The organism is Vibrio sp. Y10_XG_PY6, assembly GCF_024181795.1.
GTDB classification, from domain to species: Bacteria; Pseudomonadota; Gammaproteobacteria; order Enterobacterales; family Vibrionaceae; genus Vibrio; species Vibrio diabolicus.
This window is the reverse complement of the sequence record NZ_JAMZAQ010000004.1, coordinates 1-23,180: the sequence shown is the minus strand read 5'-3', so window position 1 is coordinate 23,180 and position 23,180 is coordinate 1. Positions and strand designations below refer to the sequence as shown.

Here is a 23,180-nt window from a genome sequence, read left to right as displayed (position 1 = left end):
TTTATTTCTCTTATTGAATCCAAACAATTAGCCCCCATATAAATCGATAAGTAATACGTAAACGTGAAAGCGGAAGAGAGAATTATATGAACTTGGAACGTTCCGAGCGTATCGAGATCCCGGTACTACCTCTACGTGACGTAGTGGTCTACCCGCACATGGTTATTCCATTGTTTGTTGGTCGTGAGAAATCGATTAGCTGTTTAGAAACGGCGATGGAAACCAACAAACAAGTTCTTCTTGTGGCACAAAAGCAAGCTGATACTGATGAGCCTACGGTTGACGACCTATTTGAAGTAGGTACGGTAGCCACCATTCTCCAGCTACTGAAGCTTCCGGATGGCACAGTAAAAGTACTGGTTGAAGGCCAGCAACGTGCGAAAATTAATCACTTTAAAGAGAGTGACTTCTTCCTAGCGGAAGCGGAATTTGTGATTACGCCAGAATTGGATGAGCGTGAGCAAGAAGTGATTGTTCGCAGTGCGATTAATCAGTTTGAAGGCTTCATTAAGCTAAACAAGAAGATTCCACCAGAAGTTTTAACCTCACTCAACGGTATCGACGAAGCGGCTCGCTTAGCGGATACTATTGCAGCTCATATGCCGTTGAAGCTGGTGGATAAGCAGCAAGTACTTGAAATTGTTGATGTCACTGAGCGTCTGGAATTCCTAATGGGCCAGATGGAATCAGAGATCGATTTGCTGCAAGTTGAAAAACGCATTCGTGGTCGCGTTAAAAAGCAAATGGAAAAATCTCAGCGTGAGTACTATCTGAATGAGCAAATGAAAGCGATTCAGAAAGAACTTGGTGAGATGGAAGACGCACCAGACGAGTTCGAAACGCTGCAGAAGAAGATTGACGAATCAAAAATGCCTCAAGAGGCACGTGAAAAGACTGAGCAAGAGCTGCAAAAGCTTAAGATGATGTCTCCAATGTCTGCCGAAGCAACAGTGGTTCGTAGCTACATCGATTGGATGGTCAGCGTGCCTTGGGCTAAACGCTCAAAAGTTAAGAAAAATTTAGCGAAAGCAGAAGAGATTCTTAATGAAGACCACTACGGTCTAGAGCGCGTAAAAGAGCGTATTCTTGAATACTTGGCGGTTCAAAACCGAATCAATAAGTTAAAAGGTCCAATCCTTTGTCTTGTTGGTCCTCCAGGTGTGGGTAAAACGTCTCTTGGTCGTTCAATTGCTTCTGCTACAGGTCGTAAGTACGTTCGTATGGCGCTGGGTGGTGTACGTGATGAAGCAGAAATCCGCGGTCACCGTCGTACTTACATTGGCTCATTGCCAGGTAAATTAATCCAGAAGATGTCGAAAGTTGGCGTGAAGAACCCATTGTTCTTATTGGACGAAATCGACAAAATGTCTTCAGATATGCGCGGCGATCCGGCATCAGCGCTACTAGAAGTACTTGATCCTGAACAGAATAACTCGTTCAACGATCACTACTTAGAAGTGGATTACGACCTTTCTGACGTTATGTTCGTTGCAACCTCGAACTCAATGAACATTCCAGGCCCATTGTTAGACCGTATGGAAGTTATTCGTTTATCTGGTTACACCGAAGATGAGAAGCTGAACATTGCAAAACGTCACCTTGTTGATAAGCAAGTGAAGCGCAATGGTCTAAAACCGGATGAAATCATCATTGAAGACTCTGCGATTATTGGCATCATCCGTTATTACACTCGTGAAGCGGGTGTCCGTAACTTAGAACGTGAGATCTCTAAGATCTGCCGTAAAGCCGTGAAGAACATCTTGCTGGATAAAGACATCAAGTCAGTAACGGTAACGATGGACAACCTAAAAGAGTACTTGGGTGTTCAACGTTTCGATTACGGTAAAGCGGATGAAAGTAACCGAATTGGTCAAGTGACAGGTCTAGCTTGGACAGAAGTGGGTGGTGATCTGCTAACGATTGAAACTCAATCTATGCCAGGTAAAGGTAAGCTGACGCAAACGGGCTCTCTTGGTGACGTGATGCAAGAGTCTATCCAAGCCGCAATGACAGTAGTTCGCTCTCGTGCAGAAAAACTGGGTATCAATACTGACTTCTACGAGAAGAAAGATATTCACGTGCACGTACCGGAAGGCGCGACGCCAAAAGATGGCCCAAGTGCGGGTACTGCAATGTGTACTGCCTTGGTTTCTGCTCTGACAGGTAACCCTGTGAAAGCAGAGGTAGCGATGACGGGTGAGATCACACTGCGTGGTGAAGTCCTACCTATCGGTGGCCTAAAAGAGAAGTTACTTGCGGCACACCGTGGCGGCATTAAGACTGTGCTAATTCCAAAAGACAACGAGCGTGATTTGGAAGAGATTCCTGATAATGTTATCGCTGATCTGGAAGTCATCCCTGTACAGTGGATTGATGAAGTACTGAAAGTCGCACTAGAGCGAGACCCGACGGGCGTTGAGTTTGAGTCTCAAAAATAGTGATGTGCAGCAAAAATAAGTAAAAGTTTACGCTGATAAGTCTAAAAAGGCTTGTCAGCGTTTTTTTTGGGCGCTAAGTTAGTTTCGATAGCTGCCAGCCCTTGACGAATAAGGGATGGAGCATATTTTCTTAACAATGGAACGAAAGTCATCACAAAAATAATCACAGATGACACAAAGGGGAAATTACAGTGAATAAAACTCAGTTAGTAGAACAAATCGCAGAAAATGCAGACATTTCTAAAGCGTCAGCGGGTCGTGCTCTAGATGCATTCATCGAAGCAGTAAGCGGCACTCTTCAGTCTGGTGATCAAGTTGCTCTAGTTGGCTTTGGTACATTCAGCGTTCGTACTCGTGCTGCACGTACTGGTCGTAACCCAAAAACTGGTGAAGAAATCCAAATCGCAGAAGCAAAAGTACCAGCTTTTAAAGCTGGTAAAGCACTGAAAGACGCTTGTAACTAATCACAGCGTTAATTCTGTAACCGGCCATTTGCTTAACTTTTGCTCAAACAATAAGTTTCGAACAAAAATTTACAAACTTCGAGCCGAACTTTCTTAAATTATGCGCATCATACTGATGCGCATTTCTTTTTCTGATATTATTGCGCCATTATTTCTATTAGATAGAAGCAGTAGGCTTCAATTGTGGAGAGCAGTTAAATTATGATGGATCGACTACGCGAAGGCGTGAATAGCATCGCGGTCAAAATTATCCTTGGGCTTATCATCCTGTCTTTCGTATTTGCAGGTGTAGGTAGCTACATCGTTAGTGGTAACAACAACTCTGCAGCGAAAGTCGGTAACACTGAGATTCCTCGTGGTGAGTTCGAGATGGCATACCAAAATGAGCGTAACCGTATGCAAGCTCAGTTGGGTGACTACTTCTCTCAAATGCTGGCTGACCCTGCATATGTTGAATCTTTCCGCAAATCCGTTTTAGATCGAATGATCAATGACGTGTTGCTTGACCAACAAGCAGAAGCTTTAGGTCTGCGAATCAGCGACACCCAAGTTCGTAGCATGATTCTAGACATGCCTCAATTCCAATCTAATGGTCAGTTCGATCAAGAGATCTATCAAGCTTCTCTGCGTCGTGCAGGCTTTTCGCCAGACTCTTTTGCTGAGTACATGCGTCGTGAATTGGTTCGTGAACAACTGCTGAATGCACTACAAAACAGTGAATTTATTCTGCCAGGTGAAGTACAGGCAGAAGGTAAGCTGTTCACTCAAACTCGTGATATTCGCACGATTAAAATCGACTTAGCAGAGTTTGCGAAAAACATTGAATTGACTGACGAAGAAATTCAACAGTACTACAAAGCAAACCCTGACAACTTTACTCGCCCAGAGCAGGTTAAAGTCGCTTATATCGAACTGTCTGCTGAAGCGCTAAAGGAACAAGTTAATGTTTCTGATGCTGAGGTGAAAAAGTACTACGAAGAGCACTTAAACAAATACTCTTCAGAAGAGCAGCGTCGTGTCGCTCATATTCTTGTAGAAGGGGACGATGAAGCAAAAGCGCAGGCTATCCTAGATGAGCTAAATGCGGGTGCAGATTTTGCGACGCTTGCTCAAGAGAAATCTGACGATTTTGGCAGCGCTGAAAACGGTGGTGACTTAGGTTGGATAGAGCGTGATGTGATGGACCCTGCTTTTGAAGAAGCGGCATTCGCGTTGAAGAATCCAGGCGACACGTCAGGTCTAGTAAAGTCGGACTTTGGTTACCATATTATCAAGCTTGAAGAGCTAAAAGACTCTGTGGCGAAGCCATTTGAAGAAGTAGCCGCTGAAATCAAACAAGAAATGGTTGACCAACAAGCGGTTGATCAATTCTACGAGCTACAAAGTGAGCTTGAGCGCGTAGCGTTTGAATACCCAGACTCATTGTATGACGCTTCTCAAGCGGTTAACCAAGAAGTGAAGACAACGGACTTTATTTCTCAAGTTGACGCACCTGAAGTGCTTCGTAACCCTGCGGTAATGCAAGCTATCCTTAGCCCAGAAGTAAAAGAAGATGGCTTAAACTCTGAAGCTATCGAAGTTGCACCTGAACATATTATTGTGGTTCGTGTTGAAGATGCACGTGATGAGACGGTTCTTCCACTAGAAGAAGTGAAAGATCAGGTTATTGCAGAGCTTTCTCGCGTTAAGGGTGAGCAAGATGCGATGGAACTTGGTACACAGGTTGTTGCTGCATTGAAAGAAGGTAAGACAGATGTGCTTACTGAAAACAACCTTGCATTTGGTGAACAAGAGGCAGTAGATCGCCGTTCTCCGTTGGCAACAACGGTATTCGCGATGGCAAAACCAGTCGATGGTAAGCCAGTATATGGTCAGTCTAAAGATCTTGAAGGTAACATTGTTATCATCGAGCTTGATGCTGTAAATGCTGAGCTAGATAGTGAGTTAGAAGAGCAAGTTGCGATGCAAATGCAGCGTGCATCTTCTCAGCAAGACCTATCATCTGTGCTAGCAGTACTGCGCGCAAACACTGACATTGAGTACTTTATTGTGAGCAACTAAGCACAATTAGTGTAATTTGCATGTTAACTAAAACGGACCGCATAAGCGGTCCGTTTTATTTTTGTCTTTATTAACTTCAATCATCAATAAGCATTACTTAAATTAGTGCGCGTTTAAGTGATACCAGTCATTGCGAATATCGGGTCATCTAGGTTTGTTAACTGATAGTGACTTGCTCCCGATGACTAGTTTTAGCCTACTATTTTGGAGATTGTATGTTCAATATGAAATGGATTTTGACATTGTGCTTATTTGTTTTTGCGCCTTTTAGCATGGCTGCGGATTCAGCCACTGACAAATATGAAGGAATTGAAATTACCGTAAATATCAACACGGCCTCTGCTGAAGAAATAGCGACCATGTTGAAAGGTATTGGTGAGAAGAAAGCGCAGAGTATCGTGGACTACCGCGAGGAGCATGGCCCTTTTAAAACGGCAGCAGATTTGAAGAGCGTAAAAGGCATTGGTGAAGCGACAGTTAAGAAAAACGAAGACCGCATTTTACTGTAGCTTGATGTATTTCAGATATTGAGTCTGAATTCAGAACAATATCTGTTTCCCTATTACTGCTTTCCCGAACCAACCCCTCTTTCGTGGTTCGGGATTTTTTAACCGAATAAACGACGGCGAAAGCCTTTTTCCATTAGAGCCATTGTTAACCCACCGAGTGCGCCAAATAAATGAGCATCAATAGCAACGTTTGCGCCGATAAGCGCAGCAGTGCTGCTTGATGGACCATAGATCTGCTCCCATGCTACTTTGGCAATAAGCCCGCCGACCAACAACAAGCTGCTTCTTCTGCTTTCAAAGACTTCTCTGAGTGCCCAGAATCCAAATAGTCCGTGTAGTACGCCAGATAATCCTACGTACACCGACATGTTGGTAAACAAATTCATTGCGCCAACAAATGCGCACAAGAGTGAGAAAACGATAAGGAAGTTGCGAGTGCTTGGACGAAAAATAAAAGTAATGATCCACAATCCTGCCAGGTTCATCCCTAAGTGCGCAAAGTTGGTATGTGTGAGATTTCCTGTTACGATTCGCCACCATTCGCCATGGCGTATATTGTAGCTGTGCCACTCGGTTAGGCTTGCCATTGGTTCGAATTGAAGTATCAAACAGATCACGCTGATAATACTCAGCAAGGTATAAAGGTTCACTCTATGTCTCGTTATTGTTCTCGTTGTGGAAAATCGCAAAAAGCGTGTATTTGCCAATGGATTGTACCGTTGGCAAGCGAGGTAGAACTTATCATTCTTCAGCACACGAGTGAAGAACATCGTCCGCTTGGTACGGCACGGATTCTCAATTTGAGTTTAGATAACTGTATTTGTCTGATAGGAGAGGACTTTTCTGGTGATAATGTCTTAAATCACTTGTTGGCGGATGAATCATATCAACATTTTGTTCTTTACCCATCGGAACAGTCACGATGCATTTCTGAAATCAATCAAGCGAGTCGTAGTGTATCTAAGAAAATACGTTTGATTTTGCTCGATGGGACGTGGAAAAAAGCGTACAAAATGTGGCAGCTTTCTAGCAATTTACATCCACTCCCAACCGTGCAATTACCGAAGCAATTGCAAGGGCATTACACCATTCGTAAGGCGCCCTCTGAGAATAGCTTATCGACAGTCGAGGCGGGTTATCATTCGCTTCGTTTGCTTGAACCCGAGAGAGACTTTACACCGCTTATGCATGCCTTTGAAAAGATGATCGAATTCCAAATCGCCCAGATGCCGCCGGGCGTATTTGAAAAGAATTACTTGAAAGGTTGAGTGTGACTAAAGAACGATGGAAGAGAATAGCTGACGGTGAAGCTTTTGCGCGTGTCCATCGGTCATAGCAGAAATGTAATCGGCGATGACTCTCATCTTATTGCTCTCGCTTTTCGCTTGGCACCACAGTTCTTTTGTATGAACAGGCAGCAAGCGCTCTGGGTCCGCTGTTAACGCTTCAAAAATGTCCATAATAATTTGCTGACCTTTATATTCAACGATCTGGACCTGCGGGACTTGGATAACAAAAGTACTGACAAAGTGTTTGAGTACGTCAAGTGCTCGTGCCATTTGTGGCTCTAAACACGCATTCCAAGACAGTAATGGATTATTGAAAGGCTCATCCACCGCCTTGATTGAAATGCTGGTCAGGAGGGCGTTAACCATACCACCGATGGCATCTTTCCGTTCATGATGCTTACCACTAAATAGCATCTGTCCGATGGAATCGATATGTGCTTCAAACCACGGGTCGCCACAGTCCGCTAATTGACTTGCTGCGCCTTCTTGCCATTGCTGACGTGTCACCATACCAAGCACGATTGCATCTTCTAAATCATGAACGCCGTAGGCGATATCGTCCGCTAGCTCCATGATTGAGCAATCGAGTGATTTAAAACGCGTTTTACTGTGCTCAAACTCCGATTCTGGTTTTGAGCGCATTAAGCTAAGCAATGCCTTGTCGTTGTCAGAAAGCGGTGCAATTACCCAATCAAATAAGTCTTTGTCACAATCATAAATGCCCTTCGCTGGGCTCCAATCTTTGGCTTTTAGTTTGCGTTGATGCTCGGCTGGTTGAGGCAACTTGACGGAGCGTGTTTGACTAATAAGGGCAGGGTACTTGATCAAACCAAGCAGTGTGCGGCGTGATAAATTCATTCCGAAATGCTCAGTATAAGGCTCTAACTTAGTGACGATACGAAAGGTTTGGGCGTTTCCCTCGAAACCGCCATGTTCGCGCATTACGTAGTTTAGAGCGACTTCTCCCCCATGACCGTATGGAGGATGCCCGATGTCGTGCGCCAAACATAATGAATCAATTAAGCTGTCTGATGGCAATAGATCACGAAACTCTGGTTGTTTTTTCTTCAACTGGGCGACGATACCGGTCCCGAGTTGCGACGCTTCTAAGGAGTGTGTTAACCGGCTGCGGTGAAAGTCTTCCAAGCTATTGCCGTGTACTTGGGTTTTTGCTTGTAAGCGTCGAAATGCAGCCGAGTGAAGAATGCGCGCTCGGTCTCTTTGGTACGGGCTTCGATGGTCGTCACGACGTATTTTATGCTCATCATCATGGCGCTCTTGCCATTGCGGGTGTAATTCAAACGACACGATTATCTCCGTAAGCTAACTGATTTCATCTAACGATAATTCGAAACTTGGGGCAAAGGTATTGAGGAAGTAATCCATTTCAGGCGTTCTACGTTCTTGCAAAGTGATGTCTAAGCGTTTTTTTGCCAGAGCGAACTCATGGTTACCGGCGCTTAGTTCTTCGAGACATTTTAAATAGGCACAGATGGAGTCGGCTTGCTTGACGATTTTTGCGTCCTCTCCGTGTGCAGAGTGGGAAAGAAGGTAGGGGGCAAAGTCATCTTGGAACTCTTCCGGTAACATTGAAAGCAATTTTTGTTCCGCTGCCGATTCTATCTTCTTATATTCTTTGGCAATTTCAGGGTTGTAATACTTCACTGGGGTTGGAAGATCACCCGTTAATACTTCGCTGGAGTCATGGTACATAGCAAGAATCGCGATGCGTTCTGGATTAAGGTTGCCGCCGAACTTTTTGTTTTTAATTAGGGCAAGGGCATGAGCGACAAAAGCAACTTGTAAGCTATGCTCTGAAACGTTTTCTGGTGAGACGGACCGCATTAAAGGCCAGCGTTGGATCAGCTTCATTCGAGCCAGGTGAGCGAAAAAATGGCTTTCTTTCATGGCTTTCTCCGTTTCTGGTGTAAAAAAGGAACTCACTAGGAGTTCCTCTAAGCATATGAGAGATCAGCACTAATTACTACCAGTGATTCATTACTGGCTGTAGGTTGATAGGAATCGCTCAAAACGTCCAATGGCGATTTCTAGATCTTCAACGTGCGGCAGTGTCACGATGCGGAAATGGTCTGGTTTCGGCCAGTTGAAGCCGGAACCTTGCACCAGTAAGACCTTCTCTTGTTTTAAGAAATCTAAAACCATCTGCTGATCGTTCTTGATGTTGTACATTTTTGTGTCGATTTTCGGGAAGAGGTACATCGCACCCTTAGGTTTGACACAAGAAACACCAGGAATCTGATTGATCAGTTCATACGCTCTATTGCGCTGCTCTAATAAGCGTCCGCCAGGTAAAATCAGTTCATTGATACTCTGGTATCCACCTAACGCGGTTTGAATCGCATGTTGCATTGGTACGTTTGCACATAAACGCATCGATGAAAGCAGCTCCAAGCCATTCACGTACCCTTGAGCTAGGTGTTTAGGTCCCGTTAGGAACATCCAGCCACCACGGAAACCACAAACACGGTAGGCTTTTGAAAGGCCATTGAATGTCATGACTAGCACATCTTCAGTGAGTGTGGCGACTGAGGTATGTGTTGCACCGTCGTACAACACTTTGTCGTAGATCTCATCTGCGAAAATGATCAGTTTGTGCTGGCGCGCGATCTCAATCACTTCGAGTAGGAAGTCACGGCTGTATACCGCACCTGTCGGGTTGTTCGGGTTGATCAGAACAATGCCACGTGTCTTTGGTGTGATTTTCTTTTTGATGTCTTCAAGGTCTGGGTACCAGTCTGCACCTTCATCACATAGGTAATGAACCGGCTTACCGCCTGATAGTGCAACTGAAGCTGTCCACAACGGGTAATCGGGAGCTGGGATTAGCATTTCGTCGCCATTATTTAACAGCGCTTGCATGGCCATCACGATCAGCTCAGACACGCCGTTACCCACATACACATCTTCGACATCTAGAGAGCGGATACCTTTACGTTGATAGTGTTGAACCACGGCTTTACGAGCAGAGTAAATGCCTTTGGAATCACAATAGCCTTGAGAAGTCGGCAGATTACGAATCACGTCGACTAAAATCTCATCAGGGGCGTCAAAACCAAATGGGGCAGGGTTACCAATGTTTAGCTTTAGGATTTTATGCCCTTCTTCCTCCATGCGCTTAGCATGTTTGAGTACAGGACCCCTAATGTCGTAGCAGACATTATCGAGTTTTGACGACATCCCGATATTTTGCATTGTATAATTCCTAAAAATTCGTTAATTTCTTTATTAAAATACAATAATTTGTTTTTTATTAGAATATATATCTGTAAATTATCTGTTTGCTGGTTAAGTTTTGCTCGTTTGCTATCACAGGATTTTGCAAAAGATCGCATACGACCTTGATTTGCTTTGGGTCTAAACTTAGAGTAGCCGTCAGTTACCATTTATCCTCACATACTACGAGGTTGATTTGTCACAGTTCCATCAAGCCGTAAAGAGAATTATCGAGCGAGTTCAGCAAGCGGAAGGCAATCAAACACGTCTGGTCGAGCCCCTGAGCGAGAAACCTAATTTCTCATTTATTGATTGGCTTGATGCACAACCACTTTTCCCTAAATTCTACTGGCAGTCCCGCGATACTCGTGAAGAGGTCGTTGCACTAGGGCAATTACACGCTTTTGTTGAGCCAGGCCCTGCTTATACCATTCTAGGTGAAGGGCAACGAGTCTGGGGCGGACGCTCTTTTGACGGCCAGCATGAGAAGAATCGTCGCTGTATGCCTTCTTTCTTCTTTTTGCCTCAAATTGAGTTAATTCGTTTTGACCAACAATGGTCTCTCGCAGTTAATATTTCAGAAGATAAAGCACGAACCCTAGCAGGACTGAATAAACTGGTTTGTGAGGTCGCGACCTTAGCTCCGATTTCTTCTCACATCCGCTCTATTGTTCATACGCCAAGTCAGCCTCAATGGAATGAGTTAGTTCATAGGGTTTTGACTGGTATAGAGAATGATGATTTTAAGAAAGTGGTATTGGCGCGTCGCTCTACCGTGCAGCTTGATAACACATTAAGTGCTGCACAATTGCTGAAAGCGAGTTACTTAAATAACCATCATAGTTTCCATTTCATGCTGAGCTTAGACAGCAAACACAGCTTTATGGGTTCTACGCCAGAACGTTTGTATTCTCGCGTAGGGCATGAACTTCATACCGAAGCGTTAGCAGGCACGATTGGTCGAGGGGACAATGCCACTCACGATATGGAGTTGGCGAATTGGTTATCCCAAGACCAAAAGAACCTCAACGAAAACCAATACGTAGTTGATGACATTATTGATCGCCTATCACCGCATTCCGAAGCGGTTGAAGTGGAGGCCGAGGCAAGTTTGGTTAGGCTACGAAAAGTGCAACACCTCAAGCGAAATATTCACGCGAGCCTAAAGACGGGAATAAACGGTGTTCAGTTGTTATCGGCGCTTCAGCCAACGGCCGCGGTTGCTGGCTTACCTCGACAAGAATCCATGCAGTTTATTCTGGACAATGAGCCCTTTGCACGCGGCTGGTACGCGGGGTCAATGGGTTACATAAGCCATGAACGAGCAGAGTTTTGTGTCGCGATCAGAAGCGCGCTTGTGCTCGGTGACCAAGTACAACTGTTTGCGGGCGCAGGTATTGTGCCAGGCTCTGTGGCAGAGCATGAGTGGGCGGAACTTGATAAGAAAATGTCGACGTTACTTACGCTTATTTCTGATCACCCTCCGTTGGGAGTCGCATCATGAATCATGACCAAGCGGTGCTCAATCGAATTTGGTCAGAAACCATATTGATTGAGCTTCAGCGATTTGGCGTTAAGCATGTTTGTATCGCTCCTGGCTCTCGTTCTACTCCTTTAACTTTAGAGGCGGCAGAACAGTCCAATTTTTCTATTCATACTCACTTTGATGAGCGTGGTCTCGGCTTTATGGCTCTTGGTTTAGCGAAAGCTACCCAGGAGCCAGTGGCAATCATCGTTACTTCTGGTACGGCAGTGGCGAATTTATTACCAGCCGTTGCGGAGGCTAGGCTTACTGGTGAAAAGCTGGTGCTGCTCACTGCGGATCGTCCGATGGAGCTCGTTGGCTGTGGCGCAAACCAAGCGATTAACCAGTTGGGTATTTTTTCACATCATGTCTCGGCCAGCTTGAATTTACCAAGCCCAACTTTAACAACATCGCTTAATTGGTTGCTGACCTCTGTTGACGAAGTGATGTTTACTCAGCAGCTGAAAGGCAGTGCTGTTCATATTAACTGTGCATTTCCAGAACCTTTGTATTCCAATGGTGCAAAAGCGGATTATCAAACCTACTTAGACTCGGTAGCCGGATGGCGAAAAGGAAGTGGTAGTTATACCCAGCGTTTTAGCCACTTGTCACAGGCGAAAATCCCGTCTTGTGCGGATAAAAAAGGCTTGGTTGTGATTGGCAGCTTACCGCTTGAACAAGCGAAGTCGGCGCAGGCATTTGCACAAAAGATGGGATGGCCAGTACTTGCAGACCCGCAAAGTGGTCTCAGTTCGGATTGGGCGCATTACGATGTATGGCTTCAACTTCCCGAGTTCGCAAACGAGCTTGAATCTTGTGAACTTATTATCCAATTTGGTAGCCGAATCATCTCCAAACGTTTGAACCAGTGGATTGATAAACAAGTTTCGCAGAGTCAACAAGATAAAGACGTTCAATACTGGTATATCTCGCCGCGTATGGACCGTAATAACCAAAATCATCTGGCGCAAATGCACTGGGTTGAGCTTCCTCAAACTTGGATTTCTCGCATTAGCTTTGAGAAGCCAATATTTGCTGGGTGGGCTGATAGGTTAGCGAATGGAGTTAAGCGAGTTCATCAACGTATCGAAGAAGCTTTCCTATCTGATTCAGCGTCTGCCATTGACGAAATTGCGTTGGCAGCAGACATCAACGAGCGCACTAAAAACGCTGATGTCTTTTTGGGTAACAGTTTGTTTGTTCGACTTGTCGATATGTACGGCAAACTTGATGATGTAGAAGTGTTCACTAACCGAGGCGCGTCAGGAATTGACGGTTTGTTTGCTACCGCATCAGGTGTGCAGCGAGCAAGAGGTAATCCGTTACTGATGTATATTGGTGACACATCAGCACTGTATGATCTCAATTCACTAGCGCTGTTTTCTCACAATAAACTGCCGACGGTGCTTGTGGTCACAAACAATGATGGTGGCGCAATTTTCGATATGTTACCGGTGCCTCATGAGCATCGCACTGCGTACTACCAAATGCCCCACGGTTATCAGTTTGAACATGCAGCCAAACAGTTTGGTTTAAAGTATGAGAAGCCAACTACGTTAGAAATGTATCAAGCAATGGTTGCCGAGCACCTGTCGAGCGGCCAAGGCACACTGCTGGTGGAAGTTAAAACCCCACCAAGCCAAGCCGCAGAGTTGATAAAGGCATTTAATAAGAGCCTGCATGCTTCACTCTGAGCGTTTCTCTCCAACTGAAAAACACCAAAGTGGTGATCTTCCCACTCTGGTGTTTTTGCATGGCCTTTTAGGAAATGGTGCTGATTGGCAAGCTTGTTTGGATGAGCTGACTCAGTTTGAACGAGTCGTTATAGACCTTCCTGGTCATGGTCGCAGTCAGTTTACAAAGTGCAACGATCTCGATGATTGCTGCAAACTTCTTAATTCCACACTATCTTTATTATTTCCTCCGCAACAACCACTTATTTTGATTGGTTACTCGATGGGCGGCCGTATTGCGATGCATGGTATTGCCAATCAATGCTTCTCAGATCTCAATATTGTGGGCGCAATTGTTGAAGGGGGAAACTTCGGGCTTCAAACTGAGTCAGAGAAACAGGTGAGATTGGAGAATGATGCTCGCTGGGCAAAGCGTTTCAAAACAGAACCACTTGAACGTGTTTTGAACGATTGGTATCAGCAAGCGGTGTTTTCTTCACTAAACCATGAGCAAAGACAAACATTAATTGCGAAGCGAAGTGATAATCTTGGCTCGGCGGTCGCGAGCATGCTGATGGCAACATCGTTAGCCAAGCAGGCGTATTTGTTGCCCACACTGAAAAAGCAGAATATACCGATGTATTACTTGTGTGGCGCGAAAGACCAAAAATTTAGCCAACTGGCACAACGTAGCGGGTTGGCGTATCGACAAGTTGAAGGCGCAGGACATAACGTTCATCAAGAGCAGCCCCAACAATTTGCGATGCATATTAAGCAAATAATTCAATCTCACTTTGGTGAGAGTAACGAGAACAATGGGAATCACCATGGCTAAAACAGTAGGCATTTCTGAAGAAGAACTTTACGCTCCGGTTCAATGGAAAGATTGCAGCGAGAAATACGAGGATATTCACTACCATAAATCTGAAGATGGTATCGCGAAAATTACCATTGCACGCCCACAAGTGCGTAATGCATTCCGCCCTCAAACAGTAAAAGAGATGATTGATGCGTTGGCAGATGCGCGTTATGACTCTGGTGTTGGCGTGATCATTCTGACAGGTCTAGGTGAAGACGCATTCTGTTCTGGCGGCGACCAGAAGATCCGTGGCGACTACGGCGGCTATAAAGATGAGCAAGGTACACACCACCTAAACGTATTGGACTTCCAACGCGATATTCGAACTTGTCCAAAACCTGTGATCGCATCAGTTGCCGGCTGGGCTGTTGGCGGCGGTCATGTACTGCACATGATGTGTGACCTAACAATTGCAGCGGACAACGCACAGTTTGGTCAAACGGGCCCTAAAGTGGGTTCATTTGATGGTGGTTGGGGCGCGTCTTACATGGCTCGTATCGTAGGCCAGAAGAAAGCTCGCGAAATCTGGTTCCTATGTCGTTTCTATAACGCGCAAGAAGCGTTAGACATGGGCTTGGTCAACACGGTTGTGCCGCTAGAAGAGCTAGAGAAAGAAACTGTTCGTTGGTGTCGTGAAGTGCTTCAGCATAGTCCAATGGCGCTACGCTGCCTGAAAGCTGCATTGAATGCGGACTGTGATGGTCAAGCAGGTCTTCAAGAGCTTGCGGGTAACGCAACGATGATGTTCTACATGACCGATGAAGGCCAAGAAGGTCGTAACGCATTCAACGAGAAACGTCGCCCAGACTTCGACAAATTCCCTCGTAACCCATAATCCGTATAAAAAGAGGAGTGTTTCAGCTCCTCTGTTCCATTTTTCCTGAGCGCCTCGCCCTCTGGGAGGCTGGTGGGATTGCTCGCCAGAACGCTCAAATATACGGCATTACATAGGACTCGAATTATGCGTGAAGCGAAAATTTATCGTTATATCTTGCCCATGGATAGTGGTGTCATCCTGCGAGACAATAAGCTAACTGAACGTGTTGGTTATGTTGTTGCGCTTTCTGAAGGTGACCAAATAGGGCTTGGAGAAGTCGCTCCTCTTCCTGGTTTTAGTTTAGAGAGCACTGAAGATGCTGGTATTCAGCTACAGGAACAAGCGGAGCGTTGGGTAGCAGGATTGGATGTGGATTACACCAACATGTATCCATCGGTCGCGTTTGGTTTATCGATGGCACAGTTAGAGTTAGCTGGTGGCTTACCCCAACAAGGTAAGTATCAAACAGCGCCGCTGTGTACTGGTGACCCAGACGAGCTCATTCCAAAGCTGAACGAAATGGAAGGCGAGAAAGTCGCGAAAGTAAAAGTCGGGCTTTATGAGCCAATTCGCGATGGCATGCTTGTGAACCTTTTCCTTGAATCTATCCCTCAATTAACGCTTCGACTTGATGCAAACCGCGCTTGGACACCAGAAAAAGCGCAGCAGTTTGCTAAATACATTACTCCGTCTCTGCGTCAGCGCATTACCTTTTTGGAAGAGCCGTGCCGCTCTCCTGGCGATAGTCTCTCTTTTGCTATCAATACTGGTATTGCGATTGCTTGGGATGAAACGTTGCAAGATGCGGTTCGTCGAGAGGATTTCCGTCTTGAAGATCTAACTGGTGTGAAAACGATCATCATCAAACCCACACTCATTGGTTCGGTGGATTTTTGTATTACACTGATAGAGAAGGCGAAGTCACTGGGGATGAAAGCGGTTATTAGCTCGAGCATTGAATCCAGTCTCGGTTTAACGCAATTAGCGCGCTTTGCCCAATGGCAGCTGCCTGATGAAGTTCCAGGTTTGGATACGATTGGCCTATTCAAAGCTCAGTTAGAGCAAGGCTGGCCTAAGTGTGAACTTCCCGTTCTTCCTCTGAAAGATCAGGAGATTGTGTGGCATTCTGCATAGATAATGTTGCGAAGGCACCGTGGAAATATTGGGCTCAAACGAGCCCTTTTTCTATTGCACTCAAGACACCAACAGAAACATTAAACTGGCAACAACTCTCAGTACGTATTGACCAATACGCTCACTATTTGAATGACTTGGGCGTAACGCGGGGAGATGTGCTGACTTTGGTAGGTAAAAACCAAGTCGAAACTCTGCTGTTTTATCTTGCTTCCAAGCAGTTAGGCGCACTTGCCGCGCTGACCATGGTACAACCACTCGATACGCTACAGAGTAAACTTGCGACCCTTTATAAACCTGAACAAACTCGGTTTATCTGGTTTGCTCAGGAGTGCGCTTCGACCTTTTCTGAACATGATACACAAAAACTCAAGGCAACATTGCTTTCACCGCCCTTAGTTTCACAACAAGAGCGTGATGCGGTGATTGAAGATGCCTATCACCATGACAGGCTCGCTTCAGTGGTATTTACCTCTGGCTCGACAGGAGAGCCTAAAGCTGTGGTTCATACACATCGACAACACCTTGCATCCGCAGAAGGCTTGCTGCAAGAGTTCATTTTCACTCAGCAAGATTCTTGGTTATTGTCGCTTCCGCTTTATCACGTCTCTGGATTGGCGATTGTATATCGTTGGCTATATGTCGGAGCGACATTGAAAATCGGTACAGGAAAACTTGTCGAAGATATTCAGGGCGTGTCACACGCCTCTTTGGTTGCAACGCAGCTCAAACGGCTATTGGATGATGATGCTCACTTGTCATTGACGCATGTGCTATTGGGCGGCAGCCACGTTGCTCACGAGTTGGCGTTGCGAGCAACAGGACGAGGGATTGAGGCGTGGTTAGGTTATGGGATGACGGAAGCAGCCTCTACCGTTACCGCAAAGAGAATTGACAGTACCAGTAATGCTGGACACGTATTGAATCATCGTAAGATAAAGTTGGTTGACCAACGCATTTTTGTCGGTGGTAAAACATTAGCGGCAGGGTATTTTCATCAAGGTCATGTTACTCCGTTTCTGGATGAGAAAGGCTGGTTTGACAGCAAGGATCTTGGTGAGTGGCAAGGTGACGAGTTAAAGATCATCGGCCGTGCCGACAATCAATTTATCTCTGGTGGTGAGAACATTCATTGTGAAGAGATTGAGGCAGCATTGAACCAAATTGATGGCGTGGTGCAGAGCATAGTGGTTCCAGTCGAAGATGCGGAATTTGGTCATCGCCCTGTTGCTGTGATTCAGACCAATGATTTGCGCAGCAAAGCGGAATATGACCTGCATTTGCAACCCAGATTAGAGAAGTTTAAATGGCCAGTGGAATACCATTTAATGCCACAAGTGCTACTAGAAAGTGGGATCAAAGTTTCTCGGAAGGCAGTGAAGGAGTGGCTATTGCCATCAATTCAGCATTAGTCAATTTTGCTATGTATTAGTCAGAAAGGGAATTTCGTATCCTTATAACTCTGAATCATAATTATGCTTCTTCGAAGAGAGAAAAGGCATAAGGTTCAGGATGGTAAAGCTAGTATTAATTGCGGCGGTAGCACTACAAATTGGTATTGCAATAAGCAGTGAAGGGCTCGCCCGCTCTCTTGCAGAGCTGACGGCCTTTTTGATCGCTATCGCATTGGTTGTTACATACAAAAACAGCAAACTTGAGCCGTCGTCATCTCAACACGATGAGAAGACCACTAATATCTAAACAATAACCAACTTAGAGAAGTGGTTGAAATTAACACCCACAGAGTTACACCAAACAACAGTGGCTTAGCTCCAGCAGACCTCAGCTTCGAAATTGAAATGCTGCAACCAATCAGGAACAGGCACACCACCAAAGCTTGTTTCGCTCCAACGAAAATACCGTGATAGACCATTTCAAATTGAGGGAAGAAGTCGCTAAACGCGATGGCTGCGCAGTACCAAAAAATGAAATAAGGAATAACTAACTTTTTCGTCCCATTCTCTTTCTGGTCTCTCGAAAAGATCACGGCACTGATCAGTGCGACAGGGATGATCCACAAAGCTCGTGCGAGTTTTAACGTTGTTGCTGTAGTTAGTGCTTCTTCACCGTAGGCTGAGGCAGCCCCAACAACAGAAGAAGTGTCATGAATAGCAATCGCGGCCCATGTACCAAATGTGTGTTGATCTAGCCCTAAAGCATGCCCAACCACAGGAAACACGAATAGTGCGATGGAGTTTAGGACAAATACCGTTGCCAGTGCTAATCCAATCTGTTCGTCTTTTGCTTTAATCGCTGGTGCCACCGCGGCAATTGCACTACCACCACAAATTGCTGTACCTGACGAGATTAAGTATGCGGTTACTCGCTCCAACTTAATTATTCTGGCAATGATAGTGCCTATGATCAGTGTGCCCGCAATCGTGGCGATAATCAGACCGATACCATCCGATGTAACAGAGAGTGCTTGCTCAAAGTTGATGCCAAAGCCTAAACCAATAATCGAGTAGGACAGCAGCTTTTTAGTAAAAGAAGCAATGGGCAGTTCTGAAGGCACAAAACCAAAACTTGCGAGTAGAAAACCAATAACTAGGGCAATAGGAGAGGAGACAAAAGGGGTTAAGCAAAAGAGTAACGCCAATCCAAACAAGAGGTAGTTTCTATTCAAGGTTTTTATTCGCTGTTGTGAATGAAAGCGCGAGTATATCGCACTAAGTGTGGTCAGTTTGTCTTAATGATTTGAACACATGTTCAGTTATTCTAAACATGTGTTCAAATGTATTTTTATCGCCAGTCGCCTCTGAGTTGATGCACTCTATCGAACATCGTTTTTGCCGTTGCTTCATTTGGTGGAACTGGCTGTCCGGCTTCAATTTCTAGCTTTGACCAAAATCGAGTCGGTAAGCCACAACATGCGCGGCCTTTCGCGCGGCTGAAATAGCTTCCCCATAAGCCTTTGAGTGCCACGGGTATGACAGGTACCGGGCTGCGACGCAGAATAATATCAATGCCACGCATGAATTCATTCATTTCACCGTCTGAGGTTAATTTCCCCTCTGGGAAAATACAGACGATATGCCCTTCGCTTAATGCGCTTTCTACATCATTAAATGCACGCCTGATGGAGTTTCTGTTACTCGCTGAAATCGGAATTACCCCAGTTCTGCGTAAAAAGCGTCTTAGTGGCGGTAGGTTGGCGTAATCTTCCTCCATCACAAAACGAATCAACCTTGGGCATACTGCGCTAAGTAGCAAGGCGTCCATATAGCTCACGTGATTACATACGATCAACGCACCGCCTTGTTCTGGCAAGTTATGTAGGTTTTTATGTTTCACTCGATAAATAGTATGAGTTAGCATCCAAACCACAAAACGGACAACGAATATCGGTATTTGCAAAAAAATGTAAGCGGCGACCAAGAAATTCAAAATGGCTAACAATGCAAACAGCTGAGGAATTGTCATCTTGATTACACTCAGGCACACAATACCTAAGATAGCACTGCCGACCATAAACAGAGAGTTAAAGATGTTGAGCCCTGCGATGACTTGTGCGCGCTCGGTTTCCTTTGCTCTATGCTGCATTAATGCGTAAAGCGGTACAATAAACAGCCCGCCAGAGGCGCCAATCATCAATAGATAGAAAAATAATGGCCAAAAAGGCTCATATCTAAAGAAGTCTACAAAGTTATGGAAGATAGGTAGGTCACTTGGAATGGAGGTTGCCATCAAGTACCCAAATACCGTAATGCCAAGTGCGCCAATAGGCACAATACCGACTTCGATACGATGATTCGAGATCCAATTGCAAAGTAGCGACCCTAGCGCGATACCAATAGAAAACAGAGCAAGTAAGAAAGACACCGCACTCTCGGTGCCATTTAGGTAAATCTTGGTGAAATTCGGGAACTGGGTTAGATAGGCGGCGCCTAAAAACCAAAACCAGCTTATCGCCATAATACATTGAAAAACAACACGATCTGATTTTGCGATGGATAGCGTGTGTTTAGTTTGTTTGTACGGTTGCCAACGAAAAGAAAGATTAGGTGCGCTGGCGGCTGCAAAGGGTATTGATCGGCTCGACAAGTATCCCAACAATGCAAAGAGTACGACACAAAATGCGGCAAGGTATTTTGCGTTGTCTGCTGAGGCGATAATTCCAGCACCTAGGGTACCAATAAGGATGGCGATAAAGGTACCAGCTTCAACAAGTGCGTTGCCTGGCACTAACTCTTTCGCGTTTAATTTTTGGGGCAAAAGGGCATATTTAACCGGTCCAAAGAATGCTGACTGTGTGCCCATTAAGAACAGTAGCAGCAAAAGTACACCATAACTTTCGGTTATAAAACCAATGGCACCCAAAAGCATGATGGCGATTTCAAACAGCTTTACCTTGCGAATAAACCATGATTTTTCATATTTATCGGCTAATACGCCAGCTGAAGCGGAGAATAGAAAGAACGGTAGAATGAACAAGCCAGCCGCTAAATTGATGAACAAGTTGCTCGAAATAGGTAGTGCGCTGGATCCCGCGAAGGCGACAAACAGCAGCAAAACGTTTTTAAAAATATTGTCGTTGAAAGCGCCAAAAAACTGAGTAATGAAATAGGGTAGGAACTTTCTTTGCGTAAGTAAGGACGGCTGTCTGTCGGACGACATGGATAATCCTTTGTTACCAGTTTGTGAGGTAGTTAGAAAGCAGGTTACTGATTAATTCTTTACCATCAATTGGTTCACTAGAGAAAAATTTATCATCAACACTGAGTAAAGTAATACCGTGTACGCCAGACCAAAGCACTCGACTCGCTTGAATCACTTCGGACTCGGTACGATGTGGTGCGATTTGAGCCAATAGTGACTCCAGCATTCCTGTCATCCCGTCGATACGTTTGGCATGCCATTCTGGAAGTTCTGCACCATTCATGTTGTGCTCGAACACTAACTGCCAACGGTAAGGGTGCTTTTGAGCGAAATCGTGGTAGCAATAAGCCAGTTCAAATAGAGCTTGATGAGCGTCTTTACTGCTATTGGTCGCCTTCAGTGCTTCTTGGGAGAGTTCGTCTAAAGTTTGCGCGACTACGTGTAAAAGTAACAGGTTATAGTTGCCAAAAATGTTGACTAATGTGCTTGGCACGTAACCAATCATGTTAGCGATTTTACGAAGACTGAGTTCGTGGTAAGAATTCTCATCTAAAAAGTTTTTGACTGTTGTTAAAGTCAAATTCACTAACTCTTCTCTGGTGTGATCGTTTCTGCGCGCCATACTCTCAAACTGCTTTATTGAACATCGTTCAATATGATAGTCAGCTACCTATTAACCGTCAACAAGGCAATATACTCAAGTGACGTCAAGGTCCAGGATTCTGAGCTGTGTCACTGATTCTAATTCAAGTAAAACATCCCCGAGTAGTAGCGAGTTCATTCCCAGCATTTCTAAACGAACCAAGTATCTCGAAGTTAACCGAGAGCAGTCTGTATCTTTGGCAATATTCTGATACATGTCAGCTTCTGTAAGCTGTTTTCATCAACAGGCATACAGAGTATGATGACGTAACAATCATCTTTGGCGTGCTACTGTTTGAAACAATCGTTGTTTCGTCTGATAGAGCACAATCTTAGATAGCTAACTTTAAGGATAACGATGAAACGTTTATTTTCTATTGTTGCTCTGTTGATGTTTACCGTTGCTGTAACGCCTATCGCGGAAGCGAAGAAGTTTGGTGGCAGTAAGTCTTTCGGTAAGAGCTACAAAACAGCGCCGGCACCAAAACAACAGCAACAAAACACCAATACGGTCGGCAAAGATCAGACGGCGAAGTCTTCAAGTAAAAAAGGCTTAATGGGTGGTCTGCTAGGCGGACTTCTTGCTGGTGGTCTACTTGCTGCATTCTTTGGCGGTGCTTTTGAAGGTATCCAATTTATGGATATCCTAATTATTGGTTTGATTGCCTTTGTCATCTATAAATTAATGCGCGGTATGCTAGGTGCGAAGCAGGGCAGTATGAACCAGCATCGTCAGCAACCTGCATTTGGTGGTAACGCATCTAAGTTTGAGCAACCAAACATGCAAAACTTTGAGCAACAGCCAAACACAAATAATGGTGGCTTTGGTGGTTTCGGCGCTCAAACGGACGTACCACATAACTACCCACCGGGCTTTGACCAAGCAGCGTTTATTAACGGCTCTCGTGAACACTACCGAATCCTGCAAGGTGCGTGGAATCACAATCAACTGGAAACCATTGAAGAATATGTTTCTCCAAGCTTGTTTGAAGATCTGAAAGCAGAGCGCGCGAAGCTCGACGGTGAGCAGCATACTGATGTAATGTACGTTGATGCAGAGATCGTCCGTGCCGATTACGATGCAAATAAAGCACAGCTTAGCCTACAGTTTAGCGGTCGTTACCGTGACACAGTAGAAGGTGTTGAAGAAGAAATCGAAGATATCTGGCACCTAGAGCGTGACCTGACTGTGCCTAATGCACCATGGTTAATTGTCGGTATTCAAGGCTAGTCACCTTTAAACCAATTTAGTCACTAATAAAAATCCCGCGCCCCCTGCGGGATTTTTTGTATCTGTCGTTTGTATCTACGAAAGATATTTTTATAAAACCTTCCAGGTGGAGCCTTCATCATAGCTCGCGCTTAACTCTGCCGAATATCTTTTTTGCTAGCTAGTCCTCAAGTGCTTTACTGAATGTTTTTAGCATTCACATTATGATCATTGCGATAAAACAAGGACAAAGTGTTGTTTGTATTATAACGACCAAATCCGAACTTTGGCCATCGGAGATTCGCTTCGGCCCAGTTGTTAAAGTAGGATCCAAACAGAGGGAGAATAGCGAAGAAGCTGGGTTAAATAAGGAAGGGCTTGTTACTTTATCAAGAATCCGAAACGAAAAAAGCCAGCTCAATGAGCTGGCTTTTTCAATATGGTGGAGGGGGACGGATTCGAACCATCGAAGGCAGTGCCGGCAGATTTACAGTCTGCTCCCTTTGGCCACTCGGGAACCCCTCCAGGGTGTTTTATACTTAAAAGATAGTTTCCCAACCTAGCTTCCAAGTTGTTCTTATGTTTAAAGGAAAAACACAAGAAAGAATATGGTGGAGGGGGACGGATTCGAACCATCGAAGGCAGTGCCGGCAGATTTACAGTCTGCTCCCTTTGGCCACTCGGGAACCCCTCCAGGGTGTTTTATACTTAAAAGATAGTTTCCCA

At 45.0% G+C, this 23,180-nt stretch carries 20 protein-coding genes and 2 tRNA genes; 13 read left to right on the top strand and 9 right to left on the bottom strand.

Annotated features, from left to right (window positions below):
• Positions 1-86: 86 nt before the first annotated feature.
• The 4 genes from lon (at position 87) to NL644_RS18630 (ending at position 5,472) form a co-directional block, all read left to right on the top strand.
• A complete protein-coding gene (lon, locus tag NL644_RS18645; RefSeq protein ID WP_114322554.1) occupies positions 87-2,438 on the top strand; it encodes an endopeptidase La in 2,352 nt (783 codons plus the stop codon).
• A 191-nt stretch (positions 2,439-2,629) separates the two neighbouring features.
• Positions 2,630-2,902, top strand: a complete 273-nt coding sequence (locus NL644_RS18640) for an HU family DNA-binding protein (protein WP_005382341.1) — start codon at positions 2,630-2,632, stop codon at positions 2,900-2,902.
• Between the two features lie 201 nt (positions 2,903-3,103).
• Entirely contained in the window at positions 3,104-4,963 is a 1,860-nt protein-coding gene (ppiD, locus tag NL644_RS18635; RefSeq protein ID WP_253658706.1) for a peptidylprolyl isomerase, read from the top strand.
• Between the two features lie 224 nt (positions 4,964-5,187).
• Complete coding sequence (locus NL644_RS18630; protein WP_031780151.1) at positions 5,188-5,472, top strand: ComEA family DNA-binding protein; 285 nt, start codon at positions 5,188-5,190, stop codon at positions 5,470-5,472.
• A gap of 98 nt (positions 5,473-5,570) precedes the next feature.
• Here the strand turns inward: NL644_RS18630 and rrtA are convergent, their stop codons facing one another.
• Positions 5,571-6,122, bottom strand: a complete 552-nt coding sequence (gene rrtA / locus NL644_RS18625) for a rhombosortase (protein WP_005390532.1) — start codon at positions 6,120-6,122, stop codon at positions 5,571-5,573.
• 3 nt (positions 6,123-6,125) lie between these two features.
• Between rrtA and NL644_RS18620 the strand changes: the two genes are divergently transcribed.
• Entirely contained in the window at positions 6,126-6,740 is a 615-nt protein-coding gene (locus NL644_RS18620; RefSeq protein WP_114322553.1) for a tRNA-uridine aminocarboxypropyltransferase, read from the top strand.
• A 6-nt stretch (positions 6,741-6,746) separates the two neighbouring features.
• On the opposite strand, the gene NL644_RS18615 is transcribed toward NL644_RS18620, so the two are convergent.
• The 3 genes from NL644_RS18615 to NL644_RS18605 form a co-directional block, all read right to left on the bottom strand.
• The gene (locus NL644_RS18615) at positions 6,747-8,069 is read right to left on the bottom strand and encodes an anti-phage deoxyguanosine triphosphatase (protein WP_005390538.1); all 1,323 of its coding nucleotides are present in this window, start codon (positions 8,067-8,069) and stop codon (positions 6,747-6,749) included.
• A gap of 15 nt (positions 8,070-8,084) precedes the next feature.
• Positions 8,085-8,669 (bottom strand): 5'-deoxynucleotidase, encoded by a 585-nt coding sequence (gene yfbR / locus NL644_RS18610; RefSeq protein ID WP_170892960.1) that lies wholly within the window; start codon positions 8,667-8,669, stop codon positions 8,085-8,087.
• A gap of 90 nt (positions 8,670-8,759) precedes the next feature.
• Complete coding sequence (locus NL644_RS18605) at positions 8,760-9,974, bottom strand: pyridoxal phosphate-dependent aminotransferase (RefSeq protein ID WP_005390543.1); 1,215 nt, start codon at positions 9,972-9,974, stop codon at positions 8,760-8,762.
• Positions 9,975-10,191: 217 nt separating this feature from the next.
• On the opposite strand from NL644_RS18605, the gene NL644_RS18600 reads away from it, so the two are divergent.
• The 7 genes from NL644_RS18600 (at position 10,192) to NL644_RS18570 (ending at position 17,704) form a co-directional block, all read left to right on the top strand.
• The gene (locus tag NL644_RS18600) at positions 10,192-11,499 is read left to right on the top strand and encodes an isochorismate synthase MenF (RefSeq protein WP_114322552.1); all 1,308 of its coding nucleotides are present in this window, start codon (positions 10,192-10,194) and stop codon (positions 11,497-11,499) included.
• Positions 11,496-13,214 carry a 2-succinyl-5-enolpyruvyl-6-hydroxy-3-cyclohexene-1-carboxylic-acid synthase gene (gene menD / locus NL644_RS18595; protein WP_114322551.1) on the top strand — a complete coding sequence of 573 codons (1,719 nt, stop codon included), beginning with the start codon at positions 11,496-11,498 and terminating at the stop codon, positions 13,212-13,214. The genes NL644_RS18600 and menD overlap by 4 nt, the downstream gene beginning before the upstream one ends.
• Complete coding sequence (gene menH, locus NL644_RS18590; protein WP_114322550.1) at positions 13,201-14,028, top strand: 2-succinyl-6-hydroxy-2,4-cyclohexadiene-1-carboxylate synthase; 828 nt, start codon at positions 13,201-13,203, stop codon at positions 14,026-14,028. Before menD ends, menH begins: the two co-directional genes overlap by 14 nt.
• Positions 14,021-14,887: a 1,4-dihydroxy-2-naphthoyl-CoA synthase gene (menB, locus tag NL644_RS18585; protein WP_005390550.1), complete on the top strand. Its 867-nt coding sequence runs from the start codon at positions 14,021-14,023 to the stop codon at positions 14,885-14,887. The genes menH and menB overlap by 8 nt, the downstream gene beginning before the upstream one ends.
• Before the next feature lie 126 nt (positions 14,888-15,013).
• On the top strand, positions 15,014-16,003 hold the full coding sequence (gene menC / locus NL644_RS18580) for an o-succinylbenzoate synthase (RefSeq protein WP_114322549.1): 990 nt from the start codon (positions 15,014-15,016) through the stop codon (positions 16,001-16,003).
• Positions 15,988-17,415 carry an o-succinylbenzoate--CoA ligase gene (gene menE, locus NL644_RS18575; protein ID WP_114322548.1) on the top strand — a complete coding sequence of 476 codons (1,428 nt, stop codon included), beginning with the start codon at positions 15,988-15,990 and terminating at the stop codon, positions 17,413-17,415. The genes menC and menE overlap by 16 nt, the downstream gene beginning before the upstream one ends.
• Before the next feature lie 100 nt (positions 17,416-17,515).
• On the top strand, positions 17,516-17,704 hold the full coding sequence (locus NL644_RS18570; RefSeq protein ID WP_005390556.1) for a hypothetical protein: 189 nt from the start codon (positions 17,516-17,518) through the stop codon (positions 17,702-17,704).
• On the opposite strand, the gene NL644_RS18565 is transcribed toward NL644_RS18570, so the two are convergent.
• The 3 genes from NL644_RS18565 to NL644_RS18555 form a co-directional block, all read right to left on the bottom strand.
• Positions 17,694-18,629: a YeiH family protein gene (locus NL644_RS18565; protein WP_104974325.1), complete on the bottom strand. Its 936-nt coding sequence runs from the start codon at positions 18,627-18,629 to the stop codon at positions 17,694-17,696. The two genes, NL644_RS18570 and NL644_RS18565, sit on opposite strands and share 11 nt — an antisense overlap.
• A gap of 116 nt (positions 18,630-18,745) precedes the next feature.
• Complete coding sequence (locus NL644_RS18560; RefSeq protein WP_114322547.1) at positions 18,746-20,620, bottom strand: MFS transporter; 1,875 nt, start codon at positions 20,618-20,620, stop codon at positions 18,746-18,748.
• 13 nt (positions 20,621-20,633) lie between these two features.
• The gene (locus tag NL644_RS18555) at positions 20,634-21,224 is read right to left on the bottom strand and encodes a TetR/AcrR family transcriptional regulator (RefSeq protein WP_006743255.1); all 591 of its coding nucleotides are present in this window, start codon (positions 21,222-21,224) and stop codon (positions 20,634-20,636) included.
• A 378-nt stretch (positions 21,225-21,602) separates the two neighbouring features.
• Here NL644_RS18555 and NL644_RS18550 point away from each other — a divergent pair, with 378 nt between their 5' ends.
• Positions 21,603-22,475, top strand: coding sequence for a Tim44 domain-containing protein (locus NL644_RS18550; protein WP_114322546.1), 873 nt, complete (start codon positions 21,603-21,605; stop codon positions 22,473-22,475).
• A 419-nt stretch (positions 22,476-22,894) separates the two neighbouring features.
• Here the strand turns inward: NL644_RS18550 and NL644_RS18545 are convergent.
• A tRNA-Tyr gene (locus NL644_RS18545) sits at positions 22,895-22,979 on the bottom strand.
• Between the two features lie 84 nt (positions 22,980-23,063).
• A tRNA-Tyr gene (locus NL644_RS18540) sits at positions 23,064-23,148 on the bottom strand.
• Positions 23,149-23,180 lie beyond the last annotated feature (32 nt).